The 23631-nt window shown below is 68.6% G+C and carries 22 protein-coding genes and 1 pseudogene; 5 read left to right on the top strand and 18 right to left on the bottom strand.

The features are described from left to right. Positions 1–232: 232 nt before the first annotated feature. Positions 233–509 (top strand): annotated as a pseudogene (locus ACZ7M2_RS50115) (heterodisulfide reductase-related iron-sulfur binding cluster); the annotation flags it as partial. Between the two features lie 121 nt (positions 510–630). Here the strand turns inward: ACZ7M2_RS50115 and ACZ7M2_RS50120 are convergent. The 3 genes from ACZ7M2_RS50120 to ACZ7M2_RS50130 all read right to left on the bottom strand — a co-directional run bounded on the left by ACZ7M2_RS50120 (position 631) and on the right by ACZ7M2_RS50130 (position 5687). Then, positions 631–2046 carry an amidase gene (locus ACZ7M2_RS50120; RefSeq protein ID WP_471600995.1) on the bottom strand — a complete coding sequence of 472 codons (1416 nt, stop codon included), beginning with the start codon at positions 2044–2046 and terminating at the stop codon, positions 631–633. A gap of 126 nt (positions 2047–2172) precedes the next feature. Continuing rightward, complete coding sequence (locus tag ACZ7M2_RS50125) at positions 2173–3891, bottom strand: CocE/NonD family hydrolase (RefSeq protein ID WP_471600996.1); 1719 nt, start codon at positions 3889–3891, stop codon at positions 2173–2175. Positions 3892–3992: 101 nt separating this feature from the next. Further along, positions 3993–5687 (bottom strand): CocE/NonD family hydrolase, encoded by a 1695-nt coding sequence (locus tag ACZ7M2_RS50130; RefSeq protein WP_471600997.1) that lies wholly within the window; start codon positions 5685–5687, stop codon positions 3993–3995. A gap of 92 nt (positions 5688–5779) precedes the next feature. On the opposite strand from ACZ7M2_RS50130, the gene ACZ7M2_RS50135 reads away from it, so the two are divergent. Continuing rightward, entirely contained in the window at positions 5780–6403 is a 624-nt protein-coding gene (locus tag ACZ7M2_RS50135) for a TetR/AcrR family transcriptional regulator (protein ID WP_471600998.1), read from the top strand. Positions 6404–6428: 25 nt separating this feature from the next. On the opposite strand, the gene ACZ7M2_RS50140 is transcribed toward ACZ7M2_RS50135, so the two are convergent. From ACZ7M2_RS50140 to ACZ7M2_RS50195, 12 genes are all read right to left on the bottom strand, one after another. Further along, complete coding sequence (locus ACZ7M2_RS50140; protein ID WP_471600999.1) at positions 6429–7988, bottom strand: class I adenylate-forming enzyme family protein; 1560 nt, start codon at positions 7986–7988, stop codon at positions 6429–6431. Between the two features lie 23 nt (positions 7989–8011). Further along, positions 8012–8488 carry a hotdog family protein gene (locus ACZ7M2_RS50145; protein ID WP_471601000.1) on the bottom strand — a complete coding sequence of 159 codons (477 nt, stop codon included), beginning with the start codon at positions 8486–8488 and terminating at the stop codon, positions 8012–8014. A 73-nt stretch (positions 8489–8561) separates the two neighbouring features. Next, positions 8562–9365 (bottom strand): ABC transporter ATP-binding protein, encoded by an 804-nt coding sequence (locus tag ACZ7M2_RS50150; protein ID WP_471601001.1) that lies wholly within the window; start codon positions 9363–9365, stop codon positions 8562–8564. Then, positions 9362–10357, bottom strand: a complete 996-nt coding sequence (locus ACZ7M2_RS50155; protein WP_471601002.1) for an ABC transporter ATP-binding protein — start codon at positions 10355–10357, stop codon at positions 9362–9364. The genes ACZ7M2_RS50150 and ACZ7M2_RS50155 overlap by 4 nt, the downstream gene beginning before the upstream one ends. Beyond that, on the bottom strand, positions 10354–11208 hold the full coding sequence (locus ACZ7M2_RS50160; RefSeq protein WP_471601003.1) for an ABC transporter permease: 855 nt from the start codon (positions 11206–11208) through the stop codon (positions 10354–10356). Before ACZ7M2_RS50160 ends, ACZ7M2_RS50155 begins: the two co-directional genes overlap by 4 nt. A 3-nt stretch (positions 11209–11211) precedes the next feature. Further along, complete coding sequence (locus tag ACZ7M2_RS50165) at positions 11212–12207, bottom strand: ABC transporter permease (protein ID WP_471601004.1); 996 nt, start codon at positions 12205–12207, stop codon at positions 11212–11214. A 9-nt stretch (positions 12208–12216) separates the two neighbouring features. Next, the gene (locus tag ACZ7M2_RS50170) at positions 12217–13851 is read right to left on the bottom strand and encodes an ABC transporter substrate-binding protein (RefSeq protein ID WP_471601005.1); all 1635 of its coding nucleotides are present in this window, start codon (positions 13849–13851) and stop codon (positions 12217–12219) included. Between the two features lie 1217 nt (positions 13852–15068). Beyond that, a complete protein-coding gene (locus ACZ7M2_RS50175) occupies positions 15069–15650 on the bottom strand; it encodes a hypothetical protein (protein ID WP_471601006.1) in 582 nt (193 codons plus the stop codon). 129 nt (positions 15651–15779) lie between these two features. Continuing rightward, entirely contained in the window at positions 15780–16559 is a 780-nt protein-coding gene (locus ACZ7M2_RS50180) for an oxidoreductase (protein ID WP_471601007.1), read from the bottom strand. Between the two features lie 267 nt (positions 16560–16826). Beyond that, positions 16827–17606: an SDR family oxidoreductase gene (locus tag ACZ7M2_RS50185; RefSeq protein WP_471601008.1), complete on the bottom strand. Its 780-nt coding sequence runs from the start codon at positions 17604–17606 to the stop codon at positions 16827–16829. A 106-nt stretch (positions 17607–17712) separates the two neighbouring features. Continuing rightward, the gene (locus ACZ7M2_RS50190; protein WP_471601009.1) at positions 17713–18720 is read right to left on the bottom strand and encodes an aldo/keto reductase; all 1008 of its coding nucleotides are present in this window, start codon (positions 18718–18720) and stop codon (positions 17713–17715) included. 197 nt (positions 18721–18917) lie between these two features. Further along, a complete protein-coding gene (locus ACZ7M2_RS50195; protein ID WP_471601010.1) occupies positions 18918–19688 on the bottom strand; it encodes an SDR family NAD(P)-dependent oxidoreductase in 771 nt (256 codons plus the stop codon). Between the two features lie 184 nt (positions 19689–19872). Here ACZ7M2_RS50195 and ACZ7M2_RS50200 point away from each other — a divergent pair, with 184 nt between their 5' ends. Both ACZ7M2_RS50200 and ACZ7M2_RS50205 read left to right on the top strand, forming a co-directional pair. Beyond that, positions 19873–20517, top strand: coding sequence for a TetR/AcrR family transcriptional regulator (locus ACZ7M2_RS50200; RefSeq protein WP_471601011.1), 645 nt, complete (start codon positions 19873–19875; stop codon positions 20515–20517). 456 nt (positions 20518–20973) lie between these two features. After that, the gene (locus tag ACZ7M2_RS50205; RefSeq protein ID WP_471601012.1) at positions 20974–21309 is read left to right on the top strand and encodes a hypothetical protein; all 336 of its coding nucleotides are present in this window, start codon (positions 20974–20976) and stop codon (positions 21307–21309) included. 34 nt (positions 21310–21343) lie between these two features. Here the strand turns inward: ACZ7M2_RS50205 and ACZ7M2_RS50210 are convergent, their stop codons facing one another. The 3 genes from ACZ7M2_RS50210 to ACZ7M2_RS50220 all read right to left on the bottom strand — a co-directional run bounded on the left by ACZ7M2_RS50210 (position 21344) and on the right by ACZ7M2_RS50220 (position 23069). Continuing rightward, positions 21344–22306 carry a hypothetical protein gene (locus tag ACZ7M2_RS50210; protein ID WP_471601013.1) on the bottom strand — a complete coding sequence of 321 codons (963 nt, stop codon included), beginning with the start codon at positions 22304–22306 and terminating at the stop codon, positions 21344–21346. After that, positions 22307–22483 (bottom strand): hypothetical protein, encoded by a 177-nt coding sequence (locus ACZ7M2_RS50215; protein ID WP_471601014.1) that lies wholly within the window; start codon positions 22481–22483, stop codon positions 22307–22309. A gap of 85 nt (positions 22484–22568) precedes the next feature. Then, on the bottom strand, positions 22569–23069 hold the full coding sequence (locus ACZ7M2_RS50220; protein ID WP_471601015.1) for a hypothetical protein: 501 nt from the start codon (positions 23067–23069) through the stop codon (positions 22569–22571). Between the two features lie 45 nt (positions 23070–23114). Here ACZ7M2_RS50220 and ACZ7M2_RS50225 point away from each other — a divergent pair, with 45 nt between their 5' ends. Then, a complete protein-coding gene (locus ACZ7M2_RS50225; RefSeq protein WP_471601016.1) occupies positions 23115–23630 on the top strand; it encodes a hypothetical protein in 516 nt (171 codons plus the stop codon). Position 23631: the final 1 nt, after the last annotated feature.

Here is a 23631-nt window from a genome sequence, read left to right on the forward strand (position 1 = left end):
CCGAATACCGAGCCGAGATGACCGTCCGCTTCATGATCTGGGAACAGGTCACCGGAGTCGCCGGCCTGCCCACCAAGGCCTGAACATCGCCCGGAACCGGACTTCACCACGCCCCGATGCACCGTCAGACACCCAACACCCAACAACGTGACAACGCCCGCCAGAAGGCTGGCGATCGAGGGCGCCGTGTCGGCGAGCGCCGTTCATCCGGCCGGCGGCGCCGACGGCGCCCCGGATGTGGATGGAGGAGCGCATCGGCAAGCGCATCAACAACAAGCGCGTCGACGAGGCCCTCTCCCTCAACCCGGACATCGTCTCCACCGCCTGCCCGTTCTGCCTCGTCATGCTCACCGACGCCGTGAACGGCAAGAAGAACGACGGCAAGGCCAAGGAGTCCATCCAGGTCGTGGACGTCGCCCAACTCCTCCTCGACTCGGTGAAGACCCCGGTCGACCCGGCCGGCGAAACGGAGAGCGGAGAGCGAACCGGAGGCGGAATCAGTCAACTAACCCGGACATAGGCTCACTTGAGCCGGAAGCGAGCACGCCGAGCTACCAAGGATGGACACAGTGGCCCGCCGAACGGATGGGCGGGCCACTGGAGCGCCGAAATCGGCGGGGAAGGCGGGACTCACAGTTCAGGGTGTCGGGTGTGCCAGTCGGTCGCGCGCTGGTAGCGGGCGGCTACCGAAATCACGTCGGCGTCGGCCCACAGGTGGCCGATGAACTGGAGGCCGATCGGCAGCCCCTGGGTATCGAAGCCCCCGGGCACGGTGATCGCGGGGAGCCCCGCGTGGCTGGGAGGCTCGGTCATCTGGTGGATCAGCAAGCCCAGCGGCAGGGTCGCCTGGCCGTCGACCAGGCGGGTAGGCCCGTAGTCGCCGCCGTGCGGGAACGCCGGGACGGGGGTGGTCGGGGTCACTAGCACGTCAGCGCCGGTCATCGCTGCGCGGAAGGCGTTGTAGATGTCGGTCTTCCCCTGCCGGAAGGCGGCGCTGACCTGCCGCCCGGTGACGCTCTTGGCGCGTTCGGCCAGCTCCAGGACCATAGGCCACAGCTCCACGCCCCCGGCCTGCATCTCCTCGGCGAACTCCAGGTACTCGCATGCGTTCAGGTGGTCGAAGAACAGCATCGTGTCCGGCAGCTGGATGTCGACCTCCTCGACAGTGGCGCCGGCGGCGCGCATGTCGTCCAAGGCCTGGGCGAAGAGCCTGCGCACATCGGGGTCGAGGACCTTCTGCCCCAGGTCGTAGCACGCGGCGACGCGCACCCCGGTCAGGTCTCCTGGCGTGAGAGCCGCCTCGATGTAGCTACCGGCGTCCCGAGGCACCGAGAACCGGTCCGAGGGGTGGTGGCCTGCGGTCGCCTCGAACACCATCGCCGCGTCCAGCACCGTGCGGGCGACCGGGCCGTCGGTGGAGTCACCGTCGGTGCTGGTGGCGGTGGGGATCCGGCCGATGGACGGCTTGATCCCCACTGCGCCGCACAGCGATGACGGCACGCGGATGGAGCCGCCGCCGTCGGAGCCCCAGGCGACCGGACCGACTCCCGCGACGACGGCAGCGGCTGCGCCGCCGCTGGAGCCGCCCGCGTTGTAGCCCGGCCGCCAGGGAGTGCTGGTTGAGCCGGTGAGCTTGCTCTCTGTGACTCCGATCAGTCCGAACTCGGGCGTGGTCGTCTTTCCCAGCAGGATGACGCCCTGCTCCTTGAGCCGCGCCCAGCCGATCGCGTCCACCTCCGGCACGTTCTCAGCGAAGGCCGTGCATCCGTAGGTGGTCCGCACCCCGGCGGTCTCGGCGAGGTCCTTCACCGTCATCGGGACCCCGAACAGCGGCGGTAGTTCCCCTCCTGCCCGCAGGCGCCGCTCGGCCTCTTTGGCATCCGCCCGTGCCTGGTCGGCGGTCACGGTGACCATGATGTTCAGAGCCGGATCCACCTGGTCCATCCGGTCGAGTGCGGCGTCGACCGCCTCGACCGGGGAGAGCTCGCGGCGCCGATACAGCTCGCCGAGTTCTGCGGCCGTCTTCCAGTAAAGGTCGTCCGACATGTTGCCTCCTGGGCGGTAAACAAGTTTTTCCTGGCAGGGCTGCGCTGCTCTGCTAGCGGCTTGCTGAGAATCAACGTGCAGGTCGCCGAAGATCTAGCTCAAGGGGCTGACCCAGGTCGCCACTGATCACGACTCGATGCGCGCCCCAGGTGCGATCGCCCTACTGACGTCGGTCGTCTCGCTGCCGTGCAGCACTGTGAGCGTGAGCTGTGCCGGTGTCGCGGGCGAGGTGTGCAGGGTCTGCGTGGAGTGGTTGCGTTCGGCCGCGGTCCAGGGGTTGCGGTCGTCGCCGGTGCTGGGGACGTACTCCGGGTAGTCGCTGCTTGCCAGCTGCAGGCGCAGGCGGTGGCCGCGCTGGAGTCGCAGGCCGATGTGGCCCATCTCGATGCGGACCTCGGCGTCCGGTGCGGGGCACAGCAGGGTTCCCTGTCCGCGGACGATCTGGGTGGCCCGGCCGTCGGGGGCGACGTCGAGGAACTTGGCGAAGACGTCGGTCCGTTCGGCGGTGGAGTCCACCGCCACCCACAGGTCGACGGGCCCGGCGAGGTCCATTTCCTGGTCCACTGGGGGCAGGTCGAAGCGCAGGACGTCGGGCCGCTCTCCCACCGGGGCCTCATCAGGGCTGACTCCAAGGAGTGACCAGGAGTCGACGTCGCCCGAGGGTACGAGGTCCTCGGGATCGTATGCCCAGCTGACGTGCTGATCAGCAGCCGGAACGACGTAGGTGAGGATGCCACCCTCTTCCGCGGCACGGTCAAGGGCGTCCAGATAGAGCTTGGTCGTGCGGGCCTGCTCCGGCGGCCAGGTGGCGGCGGTGCGGTAGCCGTCGTGGCCGTGATGCCATCGGACGCGGGGGTGCTGCTGCGCGTCGGAGGATTCCCGGACGAACACGTCGAAGAAGTCGATGGCCGGCTCGATGTACCGGTCAAGGAGGGTGTCCATGACCTTCGGGTCCATCGTGGCGTGATCGTTCTCGGACCGTGAGCTGACGTGATCCAGGTGGTAGTTCTCGTGGTCGATCGAGTCGGCGAACAGATATTGCAGCGGACCCCAGGCGGGGTCGGCGGCGAACCGGGCGTAGGACCGCAGGGAAGCGATGGCGAGGTTGTCGTACCACCCGACGGTGTGCAGGACGGGGATCGGGCGGGCGTCGATCGGGTCACCGAACGGGAAGACCGGGGCCCTCAGCGGCCCGTGGACGAACTGGTCGAACCAAGGTGAGCGGGCGCCGAGTTCCTGGAAGACGGCTTCGAAGGCATCGGCGAGTGGGCGGTCCCCGAAGTCGATGGTCCGCTCGTTGAGGCCGCCGTCCACCCAGCACTGCTGGAGGTAGGTGCCGAAGGTGAGCCACGGCGGGTCGACGACGGTCGGTTCGGGCTGGTGGGGGAGGCCGGCGAAGTCGTGGGTCGTGACCCGGGGCACGATCGCGCGCAGGGCGGGGTGGGAGGTGCTGGCAGCGGCCCACTGCGTGAACCCGTAGTAAGAGTCTCCGAACATGCCGACGCGCCCGTCCGACCAGGGCTGCCCGATGATCCAATCGAGGGTGTCGTTGCCGTCGGATGCCTCGCTGAGCAGGCCGAAGGTCTCGCCTTCGGAGTCGAACTTGCCGCGGACGTCCTGCACGACGCACGCGTAGCCGCGGGCCACCAGCCGATGGGCGATCAGGCCCGGGAAGCAGTAGTCGCTGGTCTTCCCGTACGGCAGCCGGATCAGGATCGAGGGAAGGGCACCGTCATGTGCTTCCGGAAGGTAGATGTCGGTGGCGAGGCAGACTCCATCCCGCATCGTCACGTGCTGGGTTCGAGCGTCGTGCGGTACGGCGCGAATGGTCCCGGTCCAGGCCATGGTCGGCTTGTTCCTTTCAGGAGAGGAGGGTGGGATCACGGTGGGCGGTGACGTGCTTCCTCACCGGCGTGTTCTGCGACCTCAGCGACACACTCGGCGGTTTACTGAGCCCCCTCGTCCGGGTGCTCGGCAATGGTGATGGCCGGGAGGACGAGCTGCGCACCGTAGACGCCCCCGACGACGAGGCTCTGTGTGCTCGGGAGCCGCCTCGTCGTGAGCCACGGGTTCTCGGCGGTGCCCGGATGGACGGCGGAGTGAGGGAAGTCGCTGGACTGGATCTGCAACTGCAGGCAGTGGCCCCTGCGCAGCCGGTACGCGTTGTCGTCCAGGGTCAGTGTGACGGCGTCTCCCGCCTGCTCGGACAGGACGGCGCGGCCCCATGAGATCGGGTGGGTCGTGCCGTCGGGGTAGACGTCCTGCAGTTTGGCGAAGACGTGTGTGGAGGGGGCCGAGAACGAGATGCGCCCCATGAGGACCGGTTGTCCCGCGAAGTCGACGTGCTCGCTCAGTGGTTCGGTTCGGAAGGTCAGCACGTCGGCCCTCTCCGCGAGGTCACGCTCGTCGGGGTACGCCGCCAGCAGGTACCAGATCGCCTCGATGTCGGTGCTCGACGGGACGGGGTGTTCCGGGTCGTGCGTCCACCTCAGCGACGTCGTCTCCTCGTCCCGGTCGCGGCTCAGGCCGTACACCTCCGAGCCATGGGCCGAGAGGTGGAAGGTCAGGGGTTCGCTCGGCGGCGGGTACTCGTGCGAGAACTGCCACCCGACGTGTCCGACGTGCCAGCGAGCTCTCGGGCGGGACTTCACCGGCCGTACCCCGTTGAGGTGTTCGTCGAAGAAGTCCGCCACCTCGCCGCACTCGGTCTCGATCTTTTTGGCGAGGGCGGCTTCGCTGAGGTACGGGTTGCGCTCGTCGCCGAACCCCACGTCCTGCAGCAGGTAACCCGAGTGGTCGGCCGATCCGACATGGAGGAAGTGCAGGTCGCGTTGGCCTGCCAGGGACCGAAAGTGGCGCCAGTCGCGCAGCCCGAGGGGAGCCAGGCCGGGGTCGTACCAGTTCTGCCAGTGCAGGATCGGGATGGACGTGGTGTGGTACGGGTGCCGGTCGCCGTACGGGTTGTACCAGCCCTGGTCCACGGAGCGCCCCAGCATGTCCGTGGCCGCCCGGCACTCACCGATCCGTGTGCGGGCCGCGGCGATGATGTTCTCGACGGAGTCCGCGCTCCAGTCGATCTCGGCGAGGTAGCCGTTGTTGTCGGTCCAGATCTGCAGGAGGTCGTTGAGTCCCGCGAGGTACGGGACCTGCTGGCTCCACTGTGCTCCCACGTGCCCGGCGCCCATGTCGATGCCTGTCACCTGCGGGACGGCCGCCCTGATGGCAGGGTGGCCGCTCGCCACGGCGGCCCAGGTCGTGAAGCCGTAGTACGACTGTCCGGTCACGCCGACGCGGCCGTTGGACCACGGCTGCCGCGTGATCCAGTCGACCGTGTCGTAGCCGTCGGCGACGTCGTAGGCGTAGGGGAGCGTCTCGCCGCCCGACCGGAACTTGCCCCGCACGTCCTGGGTCACGAACGCGAAGCCGCGTGAGCGGTAGTACTCGGCCTCGAACGTCAGGGCGGTGTACCGGCTCGACTTGTCGTAGCAGGTCCGCGCGAGAATGGCGGAGTGCGCGGTCGCGTCGTCCGGCAGATAGACGTCCGTGGCGAGTTCGACACCGTCGCGCATCGCGACCATGCGTTCCCGGGCGTGTTCGGATGGTGGCTCGGGCGTCATGATTTCGGCGATGGTGAAACTCATGGCTTGCCTCCGAGATATATTACGCTCGTTATATAACGGCATAGGGAAGTCGTGCCAGGCAACGGCCGGGCGCGAAGGGCAAGGAGGTCGCGGTGCCGCGGTATGTGGATCCGGAAGAGCGTGTTCGCGACATCGTCATGGCCTCGTTGCAGGCTTTGAGCGAGGGGGGACTCGCCGAGCTGACGCTGCGGAAGATCGCGAAGCGGATGGGCGGGTCCATCACGCTGATCACGCACTACTTCGCCAACCGCGAGGCCCTGTTCGACGCTGTCCTGGAGCATGTGCTGGCCGATGCCGACGCCGCCCTCGACGAACTGGAGCAGATTCCGGACCCCGAAGAACGGCTGCGGATCGCCCTGGGATGGTTCCTGCCGGACACCGAGGAGGCGCTGACGCAGGAGCGCGCGCGGGTGGCGTTGCTGACGCACCAGGGTGCGGAGCCCGTCATCCGCCGGCACCTGCAGCGCATGGAGCCGGCGATGCGAGCGATCCTGGCACGGGCCGTCCGGGACCTGGTCCCGGCCGAGGAGTTGGACGGGACGGTCGACATGGTGCGTGTCTGGGTGTCCGGCATAGCGCTGTCCGTGGTCGAGCACCCGGAGATCTGGACGCCCGAGCGTCAGCGGGCCGCGCTGGATCGCTTCCTCGACGTGTTGTTCGCAGCGGGACTCTCGTCCGGCCGACCGGAAGGAGTGAGGGAGCGGACCGGCCGGTGACTGCCGGTCGATCCGCTGCCCCGGTTCAGGAAGCACGAAGGTCCACGACGCGGTCACTGTGCGGTTCCGCACGGAGTTCCGCCTTCGCGATCTTGCCGCTTGCGGTGTACGGCAGGCTGTCGCGGAACTCGACGTAGCGAGGCACCTTGAAGCGGGCGAGCCCCTGAAGGCACCACGCCTCGATCTCCTGGGCGGTCAGGCTCGCCCCCGGCTTGAGCACGACGACCGCCTTGACCTCTTCGTCGCGCTCGGGGTCGGGGACCGGTATGACGCCGACCTCGTCCACCTCCGGCAGGGCCATGATCTGCAGTTCGACCTCGGCGGCGGCGATGTTCTCGCCGCTGCGGCGGATGACGTCGCGGACACGGCCCTCGTAGTAGTGCTGTCCGTCGGCGTCCTTGCGGACGATGTCGCCGGTGCGGAACCAGCCGCCCGGCAGGAAGAGTTCGGCGTTGGCTTCGGGGCGGTTGTGGTAGCCGAGCATCATGCCGGGGCCCCGCAGGCACAGTTCGCCGGAACGGCCCGGCTCGACCTCGTCGCCGCTCCCGTCGATGACCTTCGATTCGCGCTGCGGGAAGCACCAGCCCATGGAGCCGGTGCCGACGGTGTCGGTGCGGTCGTAGGGGACGTAGGTGCCGTTACCGACCTCCGTGCTGGCGTACACCTCGCGGGCCCGCAGGCCGAAGCGCCGCTCCAGGGGCTTGTGCAGGGAGGGCGGCAGGGCGGCCACCGGTGCTTTCTTCAGGGCGAGTTGCCGGTCGGCCTCGCTCTCGGGAAGGTCGAGCATGCCCTCGTCGATCCACGCCATGTCGATGCGGTGGTCGACCAGCCAGTTCATGAACTTGCGTCGGCTCAGCCCAGCGGTGACGTAAATGCCTCCTCCGCCGGCCAGTGCCATCATCAGATAGGCCTGGTTCTGCATGTAGTAGAAGGGATGGTCCGCCAGGATCCGCTGCGTGTCGCCGATCGCCGAGCCGTAGACGCCGATCTGGATCCAGTAGGTGTGGGTGAGCAGGCATCCCTTGGGCAGTCCGGTGGTGCCGGACGTGAACTGGATGTTGACCACCTCCGCGGGATCGGCCCGGTGGGTGCGCGGCGTCGGCTCCTGTGCGGTGAGCGTCGCGAAGTCGTGCACGCCCTCGACCGGTTCGCCGACCGCGATGATCCGCTCGCTCGGCACGGGGCCGACGCGCCCCTCGCCGAGTGCACCGGTGACGACCTCGTCGGCGGCGACGAGCCAGCGGGCGCCCGCGTCGCTCAGGACGAAGTCGATCTCCCGTGGCGTGTACTTGGGGTTCATCGGCACGGCGACCGCGCCCGCCTCGATGACCGCGAGCCAGGTCAGCGGGAATTCCACCTGGTTGCGCAGCATGATGCCGACCTTCTCGCCCGGCACGACGCCGAGGCGTTCGAGCCCGGTGCGCACCCGGCTGATCCGCTCGCGCAGGTCCGCCCACGTCAGCGTGGGGCCTCCGCCCTCGATGTGGGTGAGCGCGACGTTGTCCGGCCACTGCTCGGCGGCGTAGTCCAGTGCCTCGGGGATGGTCTTGTCCCCGAGGTGCTGCTGGTGTGCGTTCAGTTCCATGCTTTCTGCCTCTCTACGGCAATTCAGACGGTGGACCACAGGGCGCGCTGCGTGGCGACGAAACCGGGCCGCTCCCGGCCCCTGACCTCAGCGCGCAGGTCGGTGACGACGAGGTGGCCCTGTTCCCCGCGGTCGATGACCTCGCGGACGTGGCCGTGGACACGGAAGGGGTCGGTGGTGCGGATCACCGAGACGAAGCGGATGTTGTCCAGCCCGTAGTTCCAGGCGATCCACGGGCCTTCGGACCACACGGAGTGGTTGCACAGCACGTCCAGCAGGCTGAGCAGGTGGAAGCCCTCCACCAGGTCCTCGCCGTACCCGGCCTCGCCCTCGTAGGCGTGCGGGTACTCGTCGTGGTACGACGCCTTCTCGAAGTCCTTCGTGCGGTCGTCGTCGACGACGAACCAGGGTGTGGTGAACGTCCCGTCCAGCAGGGCCGGTGCCTGGGAGGGATGGGGGACGGTCAGGGTTGTGGCTCCCTCGGTGGAGAGGATGCCCATGATCGGCTCCTTTGTGTAGCGGATGCTTTATTACGAGGGCGTGCGTCCGCCCGGTGCGGGCGGACCGTGGATGTCAGGCGCTTCGGCGCCGGGGCTGCCAGCCGGGCCTGGGAACGGCCTCCAGCAGTCCCCGGGTATACGGGTCCTGGGGGTGGTCCAGCACGTCGGCGGTGCGCCCCCGTTCGACCACACGGCCGTTGCGCATGACCAGGCAGTGGTCGGTGACCTGGCGGACCACCGCCAGGTCGTGCGAGACGAACAGGAATGCCACCGAGGTGCGTTCGCGGATGTCGCAGAGCAGATTCAGCACCTGTGCCTGCACGCTGACGTCCAGGGCGGCGACCGCCTCGTCGAGGATGAGGATCTCCGGTTCCAGGGCCAGGGCCCGGGCGATGGCCACGCGTTGCCGCTGCCCGCCGGACAGGTCGCGCGGAAGCCGCTGCGCGTGCTGCTCGTCGAGCCCGACCTCGGTCAGCAGACCCACCGCCCGTTCCAGGGCCGCGGCGCGCCCGAGACCGAAGCGCACGCGCAGCAGTTCCGTCAGACCGGCGCCGATGCGCTGGCGCGGATCGAGGGAGGCGAAGGGATCCTGGAAGACCATCTGCACGGGGCGTGTGCTGCCCTTCCCGCCGCCGGCGACGGTGACGGTCCCGCTGGTGGCCCGCTCCAGCCCGGCGACGATGCGCGCGGTGGTGGTCTTACCCGAGCCGGACTCGCCCACGACGGCCAGCGAGCCACCGCGTTCCAGAGAGAAACCGACGTCGTCGACGGCGACGAGAGCCTCGCCGTCACGGGAGCGGACGGGGAACTCCTTGCGCAGGTGCTCCACGACGAGCGCGGGGCCGGTGTCCCGGTTCGGGACGGCTTCCAGGGTCATGAGAGCACCGCCTGGGGAAGCTCGGCGCCGATCTCTTCCACTCGGTGACAGGCGACCAACCGGTCCTCCACGGTGCGCAGTTGTGGCCGGTCCTGCCGGCATTCCTCAGCGGCGAAACGGCAGCGCGCGGCGAACGCGCACCCCGATCCCGCCTCGTACGCCGAGATCGGCCGCCCCGGGATCGGCTCCAGCCGTGTCACGGCGGTGGCGCTGGGACGACAGGCGAGCAGGCCTGCCGTGTACGGGTGCAGGGGGCGGGAGTGGACCTTTGCCGTGGCTCCCCGTTCGACGACCGTCCCGGCGTACATGACGGCCAGGGAGTCGGTCACGGCGGCGGCCAGGTCCAGGTCGTGGGAGATGAACAGCAGCCCGAGGTTACGATCCCGGATCTGTTCCTGGAGGATCGCCATGACCTCCGACTGCACGGTCACGTCCAGGGCCGTGGTGGGCTCGTCCGCGAAGACCAGTTTGGGGGAGGGCAACAGTGCCGCGACGATCATCATGCGTTGCAGCAGGCCGCCGGAGAGCTGGTGCGGGTACTGGGCCAGGCGGTGCTCGGGATCGGTGATGCCGATGCTCGCCATGATCTCGCAGGCGCGTTGCCGGGCCTCCCGCGGTCCGAGCAGCTTGCCCGCCACGACGCCTTCGACCAGGAAGTCGCCGATCGTCCGCAGAGGGTTGGTGTGGGCGCGTGGGTCCTGGTGGATGAGGGCGACCTCGCGCGAGCGGTAGGCGGCGAGCTCGCGGCGTGAGAAGCGGAGCACCGACCGCCCCTCGAAGTCGATCCGCCCGGACGTCTCAGCGTGCCGGGGAAGCAGCCGCATCGCGGACTTGACCAGCATCGACTTGCCAGAGCCGGATTCGCCCACCAGCCCCATGGTCTCGCCCGCCGCCACCGTCAGGTCCACGTCACGGACCAGCGTGCGCCGGTTTGCCCGGTCCCCGGCTGTGACGCCGACGTCCCGCATCTCCAGCAGCGGTGCCCTGTTCATCGGGTCCCTCCGAACCTCTGGGTGAGACGCTCGCCCAGCATGTTGAACGCCACCACGGAGACGACGATGCACAGCCCCGCCGCCATGCTCTGCTGCACGGCGCCATCCAGTACCTCGGAACGGCCATCGGCCACCATCACTCCCCATTCCGCCGTGGGCGGTTGGATGCCGAGCCCTAGGAACGACACCGCTCCGAAGTCCATCAGAGCCGATCCGAAGCCGATCGTCGCTTGCGCCAGCACGATCGGCGCCACGTTGGGCAGCAGGTGCCGCCCGCAGATACGCCAGGTCGGCAGGTCGGCCAGTTGCAGTGCCTCGATGTAGGGCAATTGGCGCTGCCGTACCGCGACGCTGCGCACCACCCGGGCCACATAAGGCGTGTAGACGATGGTCAGGGCCAGGACCGGTGCCCAGAAGCCGGCGCCGAAGATGGCGGCGGCGACGACGGCCACCAGCACTCCGGGAATCGCGAACAGCAGGGTCAGCACCCGGTTCAGCAGCCGGTCGACCCAGCCGCCGTACCAGGCCATCGCGAGCGCAAGCAGGGTGCCCAGGCCGCTGCTGCCCAGCACGATGATGCCCGGTCCCGCGAAGCTCAGCCGGGCTCCGGTCAGTGCCCGGGAGAAGATGTCGCGGCCCAGGGAGTCGGTGCCGAACAGATGCGCGCCGCTCGGACCCTGGCTCGCGGCGAGGACGTCGGTGGCCGCCGGGTCGTACGGGGCGATCCAGGGGCCGATCACCGCGAGGATCACCAGGCCGGTGGCCACTGCCGCCGAGACCAGGAACAGTGGGTCACCGAAACGCGCGCGGCCGGTGCTGCGCAGACGGAGGGTGGCTGTGATTGTGGCCATCGGTCAGCGTCCTTTCCTCAGCCGGGGGTCCAGCAGGTGCTGACCTGCGTCCAGCAGCGTGGTGACGACGACGAACACGGTGACGATCAGGACACTGACTCCCGTCACCACGGGATAGTCCTTGGCGGAGACGCTTCTGATCAGCAGAGAGCCGATGCCGTCGATGCCGAAGGCGGGCTCGACGACCACCGCGCCGGCCACCAGACCGGCCACGGTCAGGCCGGACGCTGTCAGGATGGGGAGTGCGGCGTTGCGCAGGATGTGCCGCCGGAAGATCCAGGAGCGGGGCAGTCCCCGGCCGCGGCCGGTCACGACGTGTTCGGCTTCGGCCTCCTCGCCGATCGCGCTGGAGGTCAGCTGCGCCAGGTAGGCGGCGTAGCCGATGGACAGGGCGACCGCGGGGAGGGTGAGGTGCCACAGCCGGTCGGTGAAGCCGCCACCCGCCCCGCTGGTCGGGAACCATCCGAGGTTCACCGCGAACACACTGATCAGAAGCGTGGTGGCGACGAAGGCCGGAACGGCGATGCCCAGGCCGGACAGAGCGTTGACCAGCGGGCGCCATCGCGGGCTCGTCCCGCCGAGCCCGCCGAGGAGCAGGCCCGCGGCCAGGATGAGGACCGCGGACATGCCCACGAGTAGAAACGTGGTGAGCAGCCGGGGCGCGAGGAGATCGGAGACCGGCTGCCGGTAGGTCAGCGAGGTCCCGAGGTCTCCGTGCAGAGCGCCGGTCAGCCAGTGCCAGTAGCGCTCCGGCATCGGGTCGTCCAGGCCGAGCCTGGTTCGCATCGCGGCGCGCGCGGAATCCGAGGCGTGCGGTCCCAGCAGTTGGGCCACAGGGTCGCCGGGAGCCCAGGCGAGGACGGCGAACAGGAGGAAGGAGGCGCACAGGACGGTGGCCACCGGGCCGATAACGTACGTCACCGCCAAGGACAGGGCGGGGTGGCGCCAGGAGGCGCGAACCCGGGCCGGGGGACCGGCCACGGAGGTGGACACGGACATGTCTCGCTCCTACTTGTGTGCGGCGCCGACGTACGCCATCTGCGGCATGGACCAGTAGGCGAACGAGGTGATCGCCCCGGTCAGCCGGTTGTTGAGGAAGGTCGTGGTGTTCGTGGAAACCAGCGGGATGATCGCGTCGGCCTTCTCGTACAGGGCCTGCAGCTTGACGACCGTCTGAGCCCGGCGTGTCGCGTCGAAGGTGCTGCGTGCCTCGTCGAAGAGCTTGGTGACCTGAGGGTTGTCGTAGTTGGAGTAGTTGTAGGTCTGCTTGGGCAGGTAGCAGAACCCGATCGTCTCCAGGGGGTCGGGCGCGGCGCTGAAGTTCGACGACAGCATCAGGTCGACGCCCTTTCGCTTGGAGGCGTCGTAGCCCGCCTGTGCGTAGACCAGCGGCTGCATGCTCTGGATCTTGATGTTCAGACCTGCCTGCTTGCCCTGCTGCTGCAGCAACTGCGCGGTACGCGACTGTGTGTCATCGCCGGCGGAGATCGCCAGGACGATCTGCTGTCCCTTGTAGGAGGAGGACTTGACCAGCTTCTTTGCCGCGTCCATGTCGTAGGACCGTGTCGTCTCGAAGACCTTGTACGCCTTCTCGTACACCACGCGCTGGGCGTTGGGCCAGGTCGCCGGGGCCGTCATGGTGTACATCGGGGTGGCGGCCCCGTGGAACACGGCCTTCGCCATGGCACCGCGGTCGATCATCCGCTCCAGGGCGGTACGCAGTTTGCCGTCGGCCATCACGCCGTCCGGGCGGGAGACGTAGATGCCCACCGACTGAGGAGAGGGCCCGAAGACCAGCCGTCCCTTCTTGGACCTCTGAAGAGCGGGCACCGAAGAGGCGGTCAGTTCGTAGGCGCCGTCGATCTCCCCGGCGTCCAGCGACTGGGCCAGGGACGTGGCGTCGGTGACGAAGGTGAACTTGACCGACTTGGCGAACGGACGCCGGTCGCGGTTCCAGTAGGCGTCGTTGCGGCTCATCGTGATGCTGTCGCCGCTGACCCATTTGTCGAGCTTGAACGGACCACTGCACATCAGGCCACCAGCCGGCGTCCCGAGCTTGGAACCGGCCTTCTCGGCGAACGCCTTCTTCATGACCGCCACGTTGGCCAGTTCGCTGGTGAACATCTCGTCCGGCTGTTTGAACGTGACGGTGACCTTGTCGGCGGCAGTCGCCTTGATGGAGTCGACGTTGGCGAAGAGATAGCTGCTGATCTTCGACGGATCGGCGTCCCACCGCAGGCTGAAGGCGACGTCCTCCGCGGTGACGGTGGATCCGTCCCAGAACTTGACGTTCGGGCGGATCGTGAGCACGAGCCTGGTCGGCGACTGCTGCCGGTAGCTCGCGAGGTTGGGCTTGATATTGAACTTCGCGTCCAGGGTCAGCAGGGAGTCGCAGAGATTACGGACTACCTGACCGCTCTGCGTGGTCGCCGCGTTTCCTGGATCCAGCGTTTCCGGCTCGCCGCCGGTGAGGTTCCAGGCGATCTGGTCGACGTCTCCCTTCGCGGTGGGGAGTGAGGAGACCAGGTCGTCGGCGGAGACCGGCTTCTGCTCGCCCGACGTGCCGCCGGAACACGCGGTGAGTGTGGACGCGGCCAGTATGAGGCTGAGTGCCGCGGCCCTTGGGATGTGTCGTGTAGCCATCGGGACGCCCCTTCGTCGCAGCCTGCGGCCGCTTCCGAGCCAAGTTGACGGCGAATGTATAGCGAGTGATGTACAACGAGCAATACTCATCCCTTGGCTTTTCCAGGTCGTAACTTTCGTCCGGGACGGGCCTTGACGTCGCGGTAGCGGGCGGGGCGGATGCCAACTAAGCCTTGCGGGGTCGCACCGCCATCGGTCGAGGTGGTGGAGGCCGCGCTGGTGCGCATCGCTGGCTCATCGTCGTCGCGGGGGCCTGTTCCGCGCCCGTGTCTACTCACTCTTCCGCTCTGGAGTGCAGTGGTTCGCGACGATGTGGCACGTGCTACAGGAATCGGGGATGCGGCCGGCCAAGGTTTGAGCCCGACTGGACGGCAAACGAGGAGGGGACCCGGATGGAGGCCTCACCGTCGGAACCCCAGGTCGCTGGCGCGATGCCGGCGACGGTCGAAGCCTCGACTCTTCCGCTGGAGCGACGGCCGCACAAGCGGGTCCCGCGGAGCGCCGGTGGTGCCGGTCGGCTTGCTTTGGGTGACGCCGAGGAACCCGGACTCGGAAGTCGTGGTCCAGTTCGACTGGATCGTCACGGAGTCCTTGAAGCGGGACCAGGTGCCGGCATCCTCGTCGGGCACGTGATCGGCATAGGTGACACAGCCATAGGCGGTGCGCGCATCGACCGTCTGTGAGGTCGTCGTTATGTCGTTCAGCCGGGGGGTACGCCTGCTCCAAGCGGTCCAACGCCGCGCCGACCGCCGTCACTGGTGACAATGGCCGGCTTCGATACAACTGCACGAGTCCATGTGCGCTGAGCCGCGTGAGGCCGTTGGCCACGGCGGAACTCCCTCACCCCGTACCTGGAAGAAGGCACGCCTCAGGTGCGCGGCCGATGTTGGGCGTGTCAGCCGCCGGGGCTACGGCGTGTGCCGGTGCGCCGGTGCGGGCCACCAGGGCCCACAGGAGTGGCTTGGTCAGGATGGTCATCTCGGTCGGCGTTCGCGGGCATCCGCGCTGGAGCCAGTCTGCGGCCACGCCGATGAGTGCGCCGGCGACGAACGCCGCAGGCACGTCGTGCGTGTCCACGGCGTCCGGCGGCGGGAAGCTGCCCGCAGGAGTGGGTGGCCGTCGTGGTGCGTGCCTGCCCTTTCCTGGCCGAGCTTGACGGGTCTCGCGGCTGTCGTTGGCCGGCGCGGCCGAGGTCAACCACTGCGAGCACGTGTCGTTCAGATCGGGAGGAACCGGAGCTGTTCGACGACCTTGCCGTCCTCCCGCCGGGTGAAGGTGGCCGAACGCTTGCCCACCTCGTTGCCGCGGACGACGACACTCCAGCCGGGCCGTACGTCGACCGACACCTGGAGCAGGTGGCTGTCGGGGCTGGTGATCGTGATGAACGGCTCCTCGTGAGCGTACGGGTCCGGCTCGTCCTCGGTCAGTTGCCGACCGAACCAGTACTCCTCGACCATCTGCCCCCCGCGGTGACGGTGGACAGCGGCCGTGGACGTGGCCTCGGGGCCGAAGCCGGCCTGGTGGACGACCGCCGCGGTCCATTCCCCCTCCGCGACCAGCGAGTTCTCCTGCTGGATCAGCATGTCGGGGTATTCCTTGATCACGTCCCGCATGTCGGAGATGTGCTTCTCGGCGCCGGTGGTCGCCACTCCCATCATCTCCACGTAGACATCGGACGAGTGGTAGTGCTCCTGCATGTCCCACTTGCGGTTGTTCCAGCCGAGGAAGTCTGCCATGAGGAACTGGACGCAGTTGTCCCGCTCCAGTTCGTACCCGTCGTCCTCAGTCCGCCGGTCCATCGATTCCATGATCCTCTTGCCTTTGCTCGGGAAACCACGTCGTGTGGCGGGAGGCACTCGCGCCCCGGTGGTCCGCCGTGCGGAGCCCACCCGGCCACGAGATCCCGTGGACAGCTTCGCCAGTCGAATTCAGGCGGTCTTGATGAAGCCGCCGTCGATGAGGTAATCGACGCCGGTGATGTTTCCGGCCGCGTCGGACAGGAGGAAGGCGATCAGGGCCGCCACTTCCTCGGGCTCGGCCATGCGGCCGGTCGTGACGTTCTGGCTCTTCGCCATCTGCTGGACGAATTCGGTGAGGCTCATGCCGGCCGCGGCGGCCCACTGTGCGACCGCGCCGTTGGGGTCCTGGTAGACGGAGGTGTAGACCAGGCCGGGGGAAATGGTGTTCACGCGCACGCCCTGGGGACCGAACTCCTCGGACAAGGACTTGCCGAGCGCGGTGAGCGCCGCCTTGGCCGAGCTGTAGGTGGTCGGGTAACCGCCGGGTGTCAGGGCGACAATGGACGAGATATTGACGATCGCTCCCCGGCGCTCGATGAGACTGGGCAGGGCTGCACGCGTGGCTCGGACGGCGCTGAGCAGGTTGAGGTCGAACATGTCGGCCCACTCGGTGTCCTCGATTTCGAGGAAGTTCGTGGTGGGGTTCTCTCCGCCGCCCACGTTGTTCACCAGCAGATCGATGCCGCCCAGCTCGGTCAGGGCGGTGTCGATGAGAGCGGAGACCCCTTCCGCGGTGCTCAGGTCCGCCGACACCGCGTGCGCGCCGGTCTCCTTCAACTCGGGCGTGATGGTGCGGGCGGCGCCCACGACCCGGACGCCCTCGTCGATCAGGGTGCCGACGGTGGCCAGCCCGATGCCCTTGCTGGCACCGGTGACGACCGCTGTCTTGGCGGTGGGATTGAGATTCACGGCATTCCAATTCTCGAACTGTGGGATGCGAATTCGGTTACAAAAAGCGTGCGGCAATTCGCGGCTGCGGGACGGGCGACCGAGACAGTGCACATGCCGATGCACACCATCAACAACCGCCGGCTGCGGACGCGGCTTACGTCGAGCCGGTTCGGGCGCGCTGATCAAGCAGACGGCGTGACCACTCGTCGGAGTCCGGGACGCCGCTCCCGGTCCGAGCGGGCCCGGTCTCCTTGCCGGGCCCGCTCGGACCGGCGTGCTTCCGGTTCAGACAGCCTTGATGGTCCCGCCGTCGATGACGTAGTTGACGCCGGTGATGTTTCCGGCCACGTCGGACAGCAGGAAGGCGATCAGGGCCGCGACTTCCTCGGGCTCGGTCATGCGGCCGGTCGTGACGTTCTGGCCCTTCACCATCTGCTGGCGGAACTCGGCAAGGGGCATGCCGGACGCGGCGGCCCACTGGGCGACCGCGCCGTTGGGGTCCGAGTAGACGGAGGTGTTGACCAGGCCGGGGGAAATGGTGTTCACCCGTACACCCTGAGGGCCGAACTCCTCGGACAGCGCCTTGCCGATCGCGGTGACCGCCGCCTTGGCCGAGCTGATGGCGGGCGGGAAGCCCCCGGGCATCAGGGCCATGATGGACGAGATGTTGACGATCGCTCCCCGGCGCTCGATGAGGCTGGGCAGCGCCGCACGAGTGGCACGCACAGTGCTGAGCACATTCATGTCGAACGCGCTCGCCCACTCGGACTCGGCGACGTCGAGGAAGCCGACGGTCGCCCCGTCCCCACCGCCCACGTTGTTCACCAGCAGATCGATGCCGCCCAGTTCCGCGAGCGCGGTGTCGAACAGGGCGGAGACCCCTTCCGCGGTGCTCAGATCGGCCGACACCGCGTGCGCGCCGGTCTCCTTCAGCTCCGGAGTGACGGTACGGGCGGCACCCACGACCCGGACGCCCTCGCCGATCAGGGTCTGGACGGTGGCCAGCCCGATGCCCTTGCTGGCACCCGTGACGACGGCGGTCTTGTTGGTGAGGTTGAGGTTCATGACACTCCAATTCCTTGAACTGCAGGTATGCGGATGGCGGGCATGTGGGTCGGGGCGGTGCCCCGGGCCGCGCTCAGGCATCGACCGGGCGCGCCGGACCGGGTGGCTATGCGCCCCGGCGGCGCTGTTGGGGGTCGGTGATCGAGGGCGGGGTGGCGTTGTAGGTGTCGGCGGGGTTGACGTCGGTGCCGGGCGGCACGATGGCGTCCAGGACGTCGTTGCCGAGCACGATGTCGGTCGCCGCGATCGAGCCCTGGAGCTGTTGCGGTGTGCGCGGGCCGATGATCACGGAGGTGACGGCCGGGTGGGCGCGGACGAACGCGTGAGCCAACTGAGGCAGGGCGAGGCCGGCCTGGTCGGCCACCTTGGCCAGGGCTTCGACGATCTCGACACGGCGGGCGTTGGCCGGGTTGGTGGTGTCGAACATCGGGGGGTTGAGCCTGGCGCGGTGGGCGTCGGCGGCCTCCCGGCCGCTGAGCCAGCCGTGGGCCAGCGGACTGTAGCTGAGCACACCCATGCCGTAGCGCTGCACGGTGGGCAGGACCGCGGTCTCCACGGCGCGGTTGACGATGGAGTGCGGCGGCTGCTCGGTCAGGAACCGGGCGTGGCCGCGCCGCTCGGCGACGCACTGCGCTTCGACGATCTTCTCGGCGGGGAAGGTGGAGTGCCCGAACGCCCGTATGAGGCCCGCTTGTTGCAGGTCGGTCAGGGCGCCGAGGGTTTCGTCGAGTCCGGTGTTCCAGTCGTAGCGGTGCAGCTGGTAGAGGTCGATGTGGTTGGTGCCCAGTCGGCGCAGGCTGGCTTCCAGCGCGCGGCGGATCCAACGCGGTGATGCGCCACGGTGGTTGGGCTCCTCGGCGCCGGGCAGACCGAACTTCGTGGCCAGGACGACCTGGTCGCGGCGCCCCTGCAGCGCCTCGCCGAGGATCTCCTCGCTCTCGCCGGCGCCGTAGACGTCGGCGGTGTCGATGAAGTTGATCCCGGCGTCGACCGCGTCGCGGATCATGCGGACGGTCTCGGCGCGGTCGGTGTTGCCCCAGCCGCCGAAGTTCATGGTCCCCAGGGCGAGGGCGCTGACCGACATACCGGTCGCACCCATATACCTGCGTTGCATGGATGCTCCTTGAGGTGAAGCCGGTCATGCCGGGGATCGTCGGTTGCGGATGCCCCGGCACGGGTGATGAGGGCGCCGCAGGGGTGGCCGGTCTCGGCGCCATTCGCCGTGCCCGTCAATTGGGGCGCGGACCGTTCGGACGGTGTCGTCGACCGGCCTGCCCGCCATTGCGACGGCAACCTGTCGGCCGGGGTGTTTCAGTCGCGGATGGTCATGCCGCCGTCGAGCGACCAGGCCTGTCCGTTGACCCATTCCGCGTCGTCGGACAGCAGGAAGGCGGCGGCCGCGGCCACATCCGCGGGCTTGCCCAGCCGCGGACCGCGGGTGGTTGCCAGGATCCTGGCCTGCCATTCGGCGTCCATCTGCTCCTGCGCGATTTCGGTCATGGTCACGCCGACGCCGAGGGTGTTGGCGCGGATGTTCTGCTTGCCCCAGGCGGAGGCGACGTGCCGGGCCAGCGAGTTGATGGCGGCCTTGGACGCACCGTAGGCCGGGCGCTCGGCCTCGCCGATCCAGGCCGCGGCCGCCGAGGTGTTGACGATGGCTCCGCCGCCCGCGGTGAGCAGGTGGGGGATGACCTCACGGATGGCGATGGCGTAGCCGAACAGGTTCACCTCGAAGGTGCGCCGCCACACGGCCACGTCCGTGTCCAGCAGGTTCTTGTCTCTGGCCAGGTGCTGGGCGGAGAGTTCGGCGCCGACGTTGAACAGGCCGTCGATCCCGCCGAACTCGGTGGCGGCGCTGTCGATGAGCGCCTTGATCGAGTCCTCGTCGGCCAGGTCGAACTTCACCGCGATCGCCTTGCCGCCGGCCGCGTTCAGCCGCTTGGCCAATACCTGCCCGGCATCGAGGTTGCGGCCCCCGATGACGACCGAGGCTCCCTCCTCCGAGAGCCGCTCGGCCGTGGCCGCGCCGATCCCGGCGGTAGCCCCGGTGATCACGATTCGCTTGCCCTGCAGTCCCCTCATGTCCCTCTCCCTTACCTGGGTGCGCTGAACGCCGCTTCCTGTCCGGATCACGCCGCGGAGGATGCCGTTGCCCGCAGCAGCGACCGTTCCGAGTTCACCGTAACCCACACTTGTCGGTTTTCCACCATGAGTCGGTAATCAGACATCTGTTGTTTAGGTAGGCAATCGAAGGTAGGCTCCGGAGATGACCACGACAAACACCAGCAGCAGCGCTCCGCCGGGCGATCGACGCGTGCGACGCACCCGGGCTGCCCTTCAGCGCGCCCTGATCGATCTCGTGGAGGAGAGGGACCTCGCGCAGATCAGCGTCGCCGACGTCGTGGAGCGAGCCGAGGTGAACCGCTCGACGTTCTACGCGCACTACCAGGACGTGCACGAACTGGCCGAGGCCGCCTGCACCGCGATGATCGACGACCTGATCGGGGTCGTCCTCGCCCTCGACCCCGCCCGCGCGGACCCGTCGGATTCCCAGGAGGACCCCGACCCGCCACTGACCGCCTTCTTCGCGCACTTCGCCGAGCACGCGGGCCTGTACCGCAGTCTGCTCGGACCGACGGGAAGCGCCCGCGTCATCGAGCACGTACGCCGCCGCACCATGGCAGCCGCTCACTCCTCCGGGCAGCTTCCCGCGACGGACGACACCACGACGCCCGACTCCCCAGTCGTTCCGCACGACGTCCCCGCCGCGTTCGTCGCCGGTGCACTCATGGGCGTGGCCACCGACTGGCTCCAGCGCGGATGCCCGCGAACCCCGATGGAGATGACCAGCCTGACCAAACCGCTCCTGAGGTCCCTGGCAGCCGGCACCGACGCACCGTCCGCCTCGTAGCCCGAGGAGTGGGGCCGCGCACCGGCCGCATGCGCCCCCCAGCGCCCTGGGTCAGACGCGCGCACTGAGCTGTTGAGTCTGCTCGAGTGCAGCCCGGCCATCCTGCGCGCGGTGCGGGCGACCGAGGCCGTCCAGCAGGGGCGACGCTGGCGCCCGGGACGGCAGCCTGCGAGTCGGCGTCACCCCCGCCCACGTCCTGCTCCTCGTGGGCGGCATCGCCTATTCCGCGCGGCACCAGTGAGCAGGCCCGCCGACTCACCGATCTCCGCATGGACGCGCTGGCCAAGGACTCGACCGCGAGCTGATCCCACGCTGCCGGACCGGCAGGTCGAACGCACGCGCAGGTACGACCACGCCCGACCGACGCGCTCGGTTTGTCGTCAGTCAGCCTCGCTCTCAACCTCGACGGGCGAGAGGTAGTGGGACGACGGCGCCGGAGCGTTTGGTGAGTTGCTCGTGGAGGGCGACGTTCTCGGCGAGAAGGGTGGCGATGACGGTCGCTGCGGCGTCAACCTGCTGCTGAAGTCGTTGGCGCTCTTGCCGGTTGCCCCTCAACTGTCGGCGGAGGCGGGTGATGTCCTCCTGCTGATATTGGTCGCGCAGGCTGGCGGAGCTTCCACCGACGCGGTTGTCCCACTCCGTGAGGACGGCGATCGCGCGGTTCATGGCGGCTCGGCTTACGCCGGCCTCTCGCCAGAGGCTGTTCTTGGTCAGCTTGCCGTCGGTGCGGGTGGGCTAGCCGTTGAACAGTCGCTCCATCGCCTCGCGCAGAGCCTGCTCAGTCTTGGCTGACACTGTTGGATGGGTCATGGGGTGGCTTTTTGGATTACGCGGTCGACGTCCTGGAGTTGTTCGGTGAGCAGTGCCCGGCGGTTGGGCGGGAGCTTGGGGGTGGTGAGCAGGTCGGTGAGCGAGGCTCGTTCGGCAGTCCAGATGGGCAGGTGAGCGGGGGGCGATGACGCTGTTCGCACAGCGGGAGGGCCGGCAGCGGTCGATGAGCGGGCCTTGGTGGCCTTCGGGGATGATCGCGTCTTCCAGGCATTTGGCGCCGACTGGGTTGGCGTCGTCCATGGTGCAGTGGTTGAGCTTGCCGAAACGGACGGACAGGCGCGTGCGGCGCAGAAGGTCGAGTTCGACCCGGAGGTCGCCGCGCTGCGCGTGGGTGGTCGCTCTCATCTCGGTGGCCTTGGCCCGGATGGCGGCGAAGGTCTCGCGCAGGCGGTCGGCGCCCGGTCCGTAGCCGATCTGCTCGCCGGCGGCTGTCGGCGGCGGCCAGCCGCTCGAAGCGGCGCTCGCTGATGGCGGTCCGCAGGTGCTGGGCCCAGGCGGGCGAGGGCTCGGTGTAGCCCTGGGTAGTGGCGTTCGCGAGCGCCCTGGTGGCGACGTGCTTGAGCTGCATCCCGACGGCGATTTCCGAACCGGGGAACTTCCGGGGGAGCATCGCCATGGTGCGGCGGAACATGTGCGGGGCCAGCTCCTGCTCGGGGATCTGCGGAAGCCCGGTGACATGCCGGTTGCTGTTGGCGTGCCGGGCGAAGCTGTTGATCGCGTCGCCGCTGTCGAAGTGGTTGATGGGCGACTTGGCCTGCACGGACGCGAAGGCGTACTCGTCATCGACCGACAGCTCGGCCGCCGTGGTAATCGCCTTGGCCACTGGCTCGATGATCCACCAGTGCCGGATCGGCAGGTCCGGGTCCAGCTTGTGCTTGGTCGCCTTCACGGCGGGGCTGCCGTAGTACTCAACGACCGAGTCCTTGAGGATGTCGCGGACCTCAATGTTGCGCATCATTTACAGCCCCACCACCAGCACGAACGCCGCATTTCGCAGCGCGGTGTACTCGATCCGCAGGGCGGGCGGGTGCAGCGAGTGGCACCAGGGGCCGCGGGTGCCGTCGGGGCGTTCGACCTCGGCCAGGTCGGGCAGGAGCCCCGGCTGCGTACGGCCGACGGCGACCAGCTCGATCACGCGGTCGCGAGCCAGGCGGCCTGCGGGCGTACCGAAGGCGAACGGATTCGACGACTTAGCGAGACCGAGTGACCTGCCCCACCTCTCAGGTTCCAGTTTGACCTGAACTGGCTTGCCCCGTGGGGCGGGTGGGAAGGATGTCGCTGTGCCCAAGCCTTATCCGGAAGAGTTCCGTCAGGATGTCGTACGGGTCGCGAGGAACCGCGGCCCGGGCATGACGGTCGAGCAGGTGGCCGCCGACTTCGGAGTCCACGCGATGACACTGTGGAAATGAATGCGCCGCGTCGGCGTTGGTCCACAGCGTGCTGATCGGGGCCAGACTCTTGCGCAGGTTCTCCTGGGCGTCCTCGACAGCCCCCGGGAAGTCGAGGGCGAGGCCGTCGACCGCGTCGAGGATCATGTTGAGCTGGTCGCGGGTCGGTTTGCGATTCCGTTCGCTGCTGTCCTTCGTCGTCGCGGCCAGGCGATCTGGGGGTGCCGGCGAGGCGGGCTGGGCTTCGCTCCGGCTGAAACGTGGTCCTTCGTGTGGCGGAATGCGGCGCGCATCGGCTTGTGTGAACAGGCCGCGCCCGATTGTCTGCGTCACGTCAGCCGGCATCTCCGCTGGCGGCCGGCTACTTCGGGAGTTATCGTGCGTGCTCGAAGCCTATCTGTCGCGGCCGCAGCCGCTGCTCTCGTCCTGGTCCAGCCGGGCCTCGCCGTCGCGGCGGACGACCCCAGCACCACAGTCACGTACGCCGTCACGTCCGGCGCATTGACGCTGTCGGTACCGGCCAGCGCCAGCCTCGGCTCGGGAGCGCCCGGCACCGCGATCAGCGCGCCGATCGGCCCCGTGACCGTCACCGACGATCGCGCCCTCCTCTCGGCCTCCTGGACGGTAACCGCGGCGGAGACGGACTTCACGAGCGGTGGGTCGACGATCCCCGCCACCAGAGCTGCCTACGATCCCGGGTCGATTACGACGACCGGTACCATTACCGCCACCGGAACGCCGGTGACGCTGAGTAACTCCGGGCAGACGGTAGTCACCGGGAGCGCCGGTGTCGGAGACAACACAGCGTCTTGGAACCCGACAGTCACCGTTAACGTGCCCGCCGGCGCCGTCGGCGGGACCTACACCGGAACGCTGACCCAGTCCGTTGCCTGAC

The organism is Streptomyces sp. NPDC111507, from assembly GCF_055638955.1.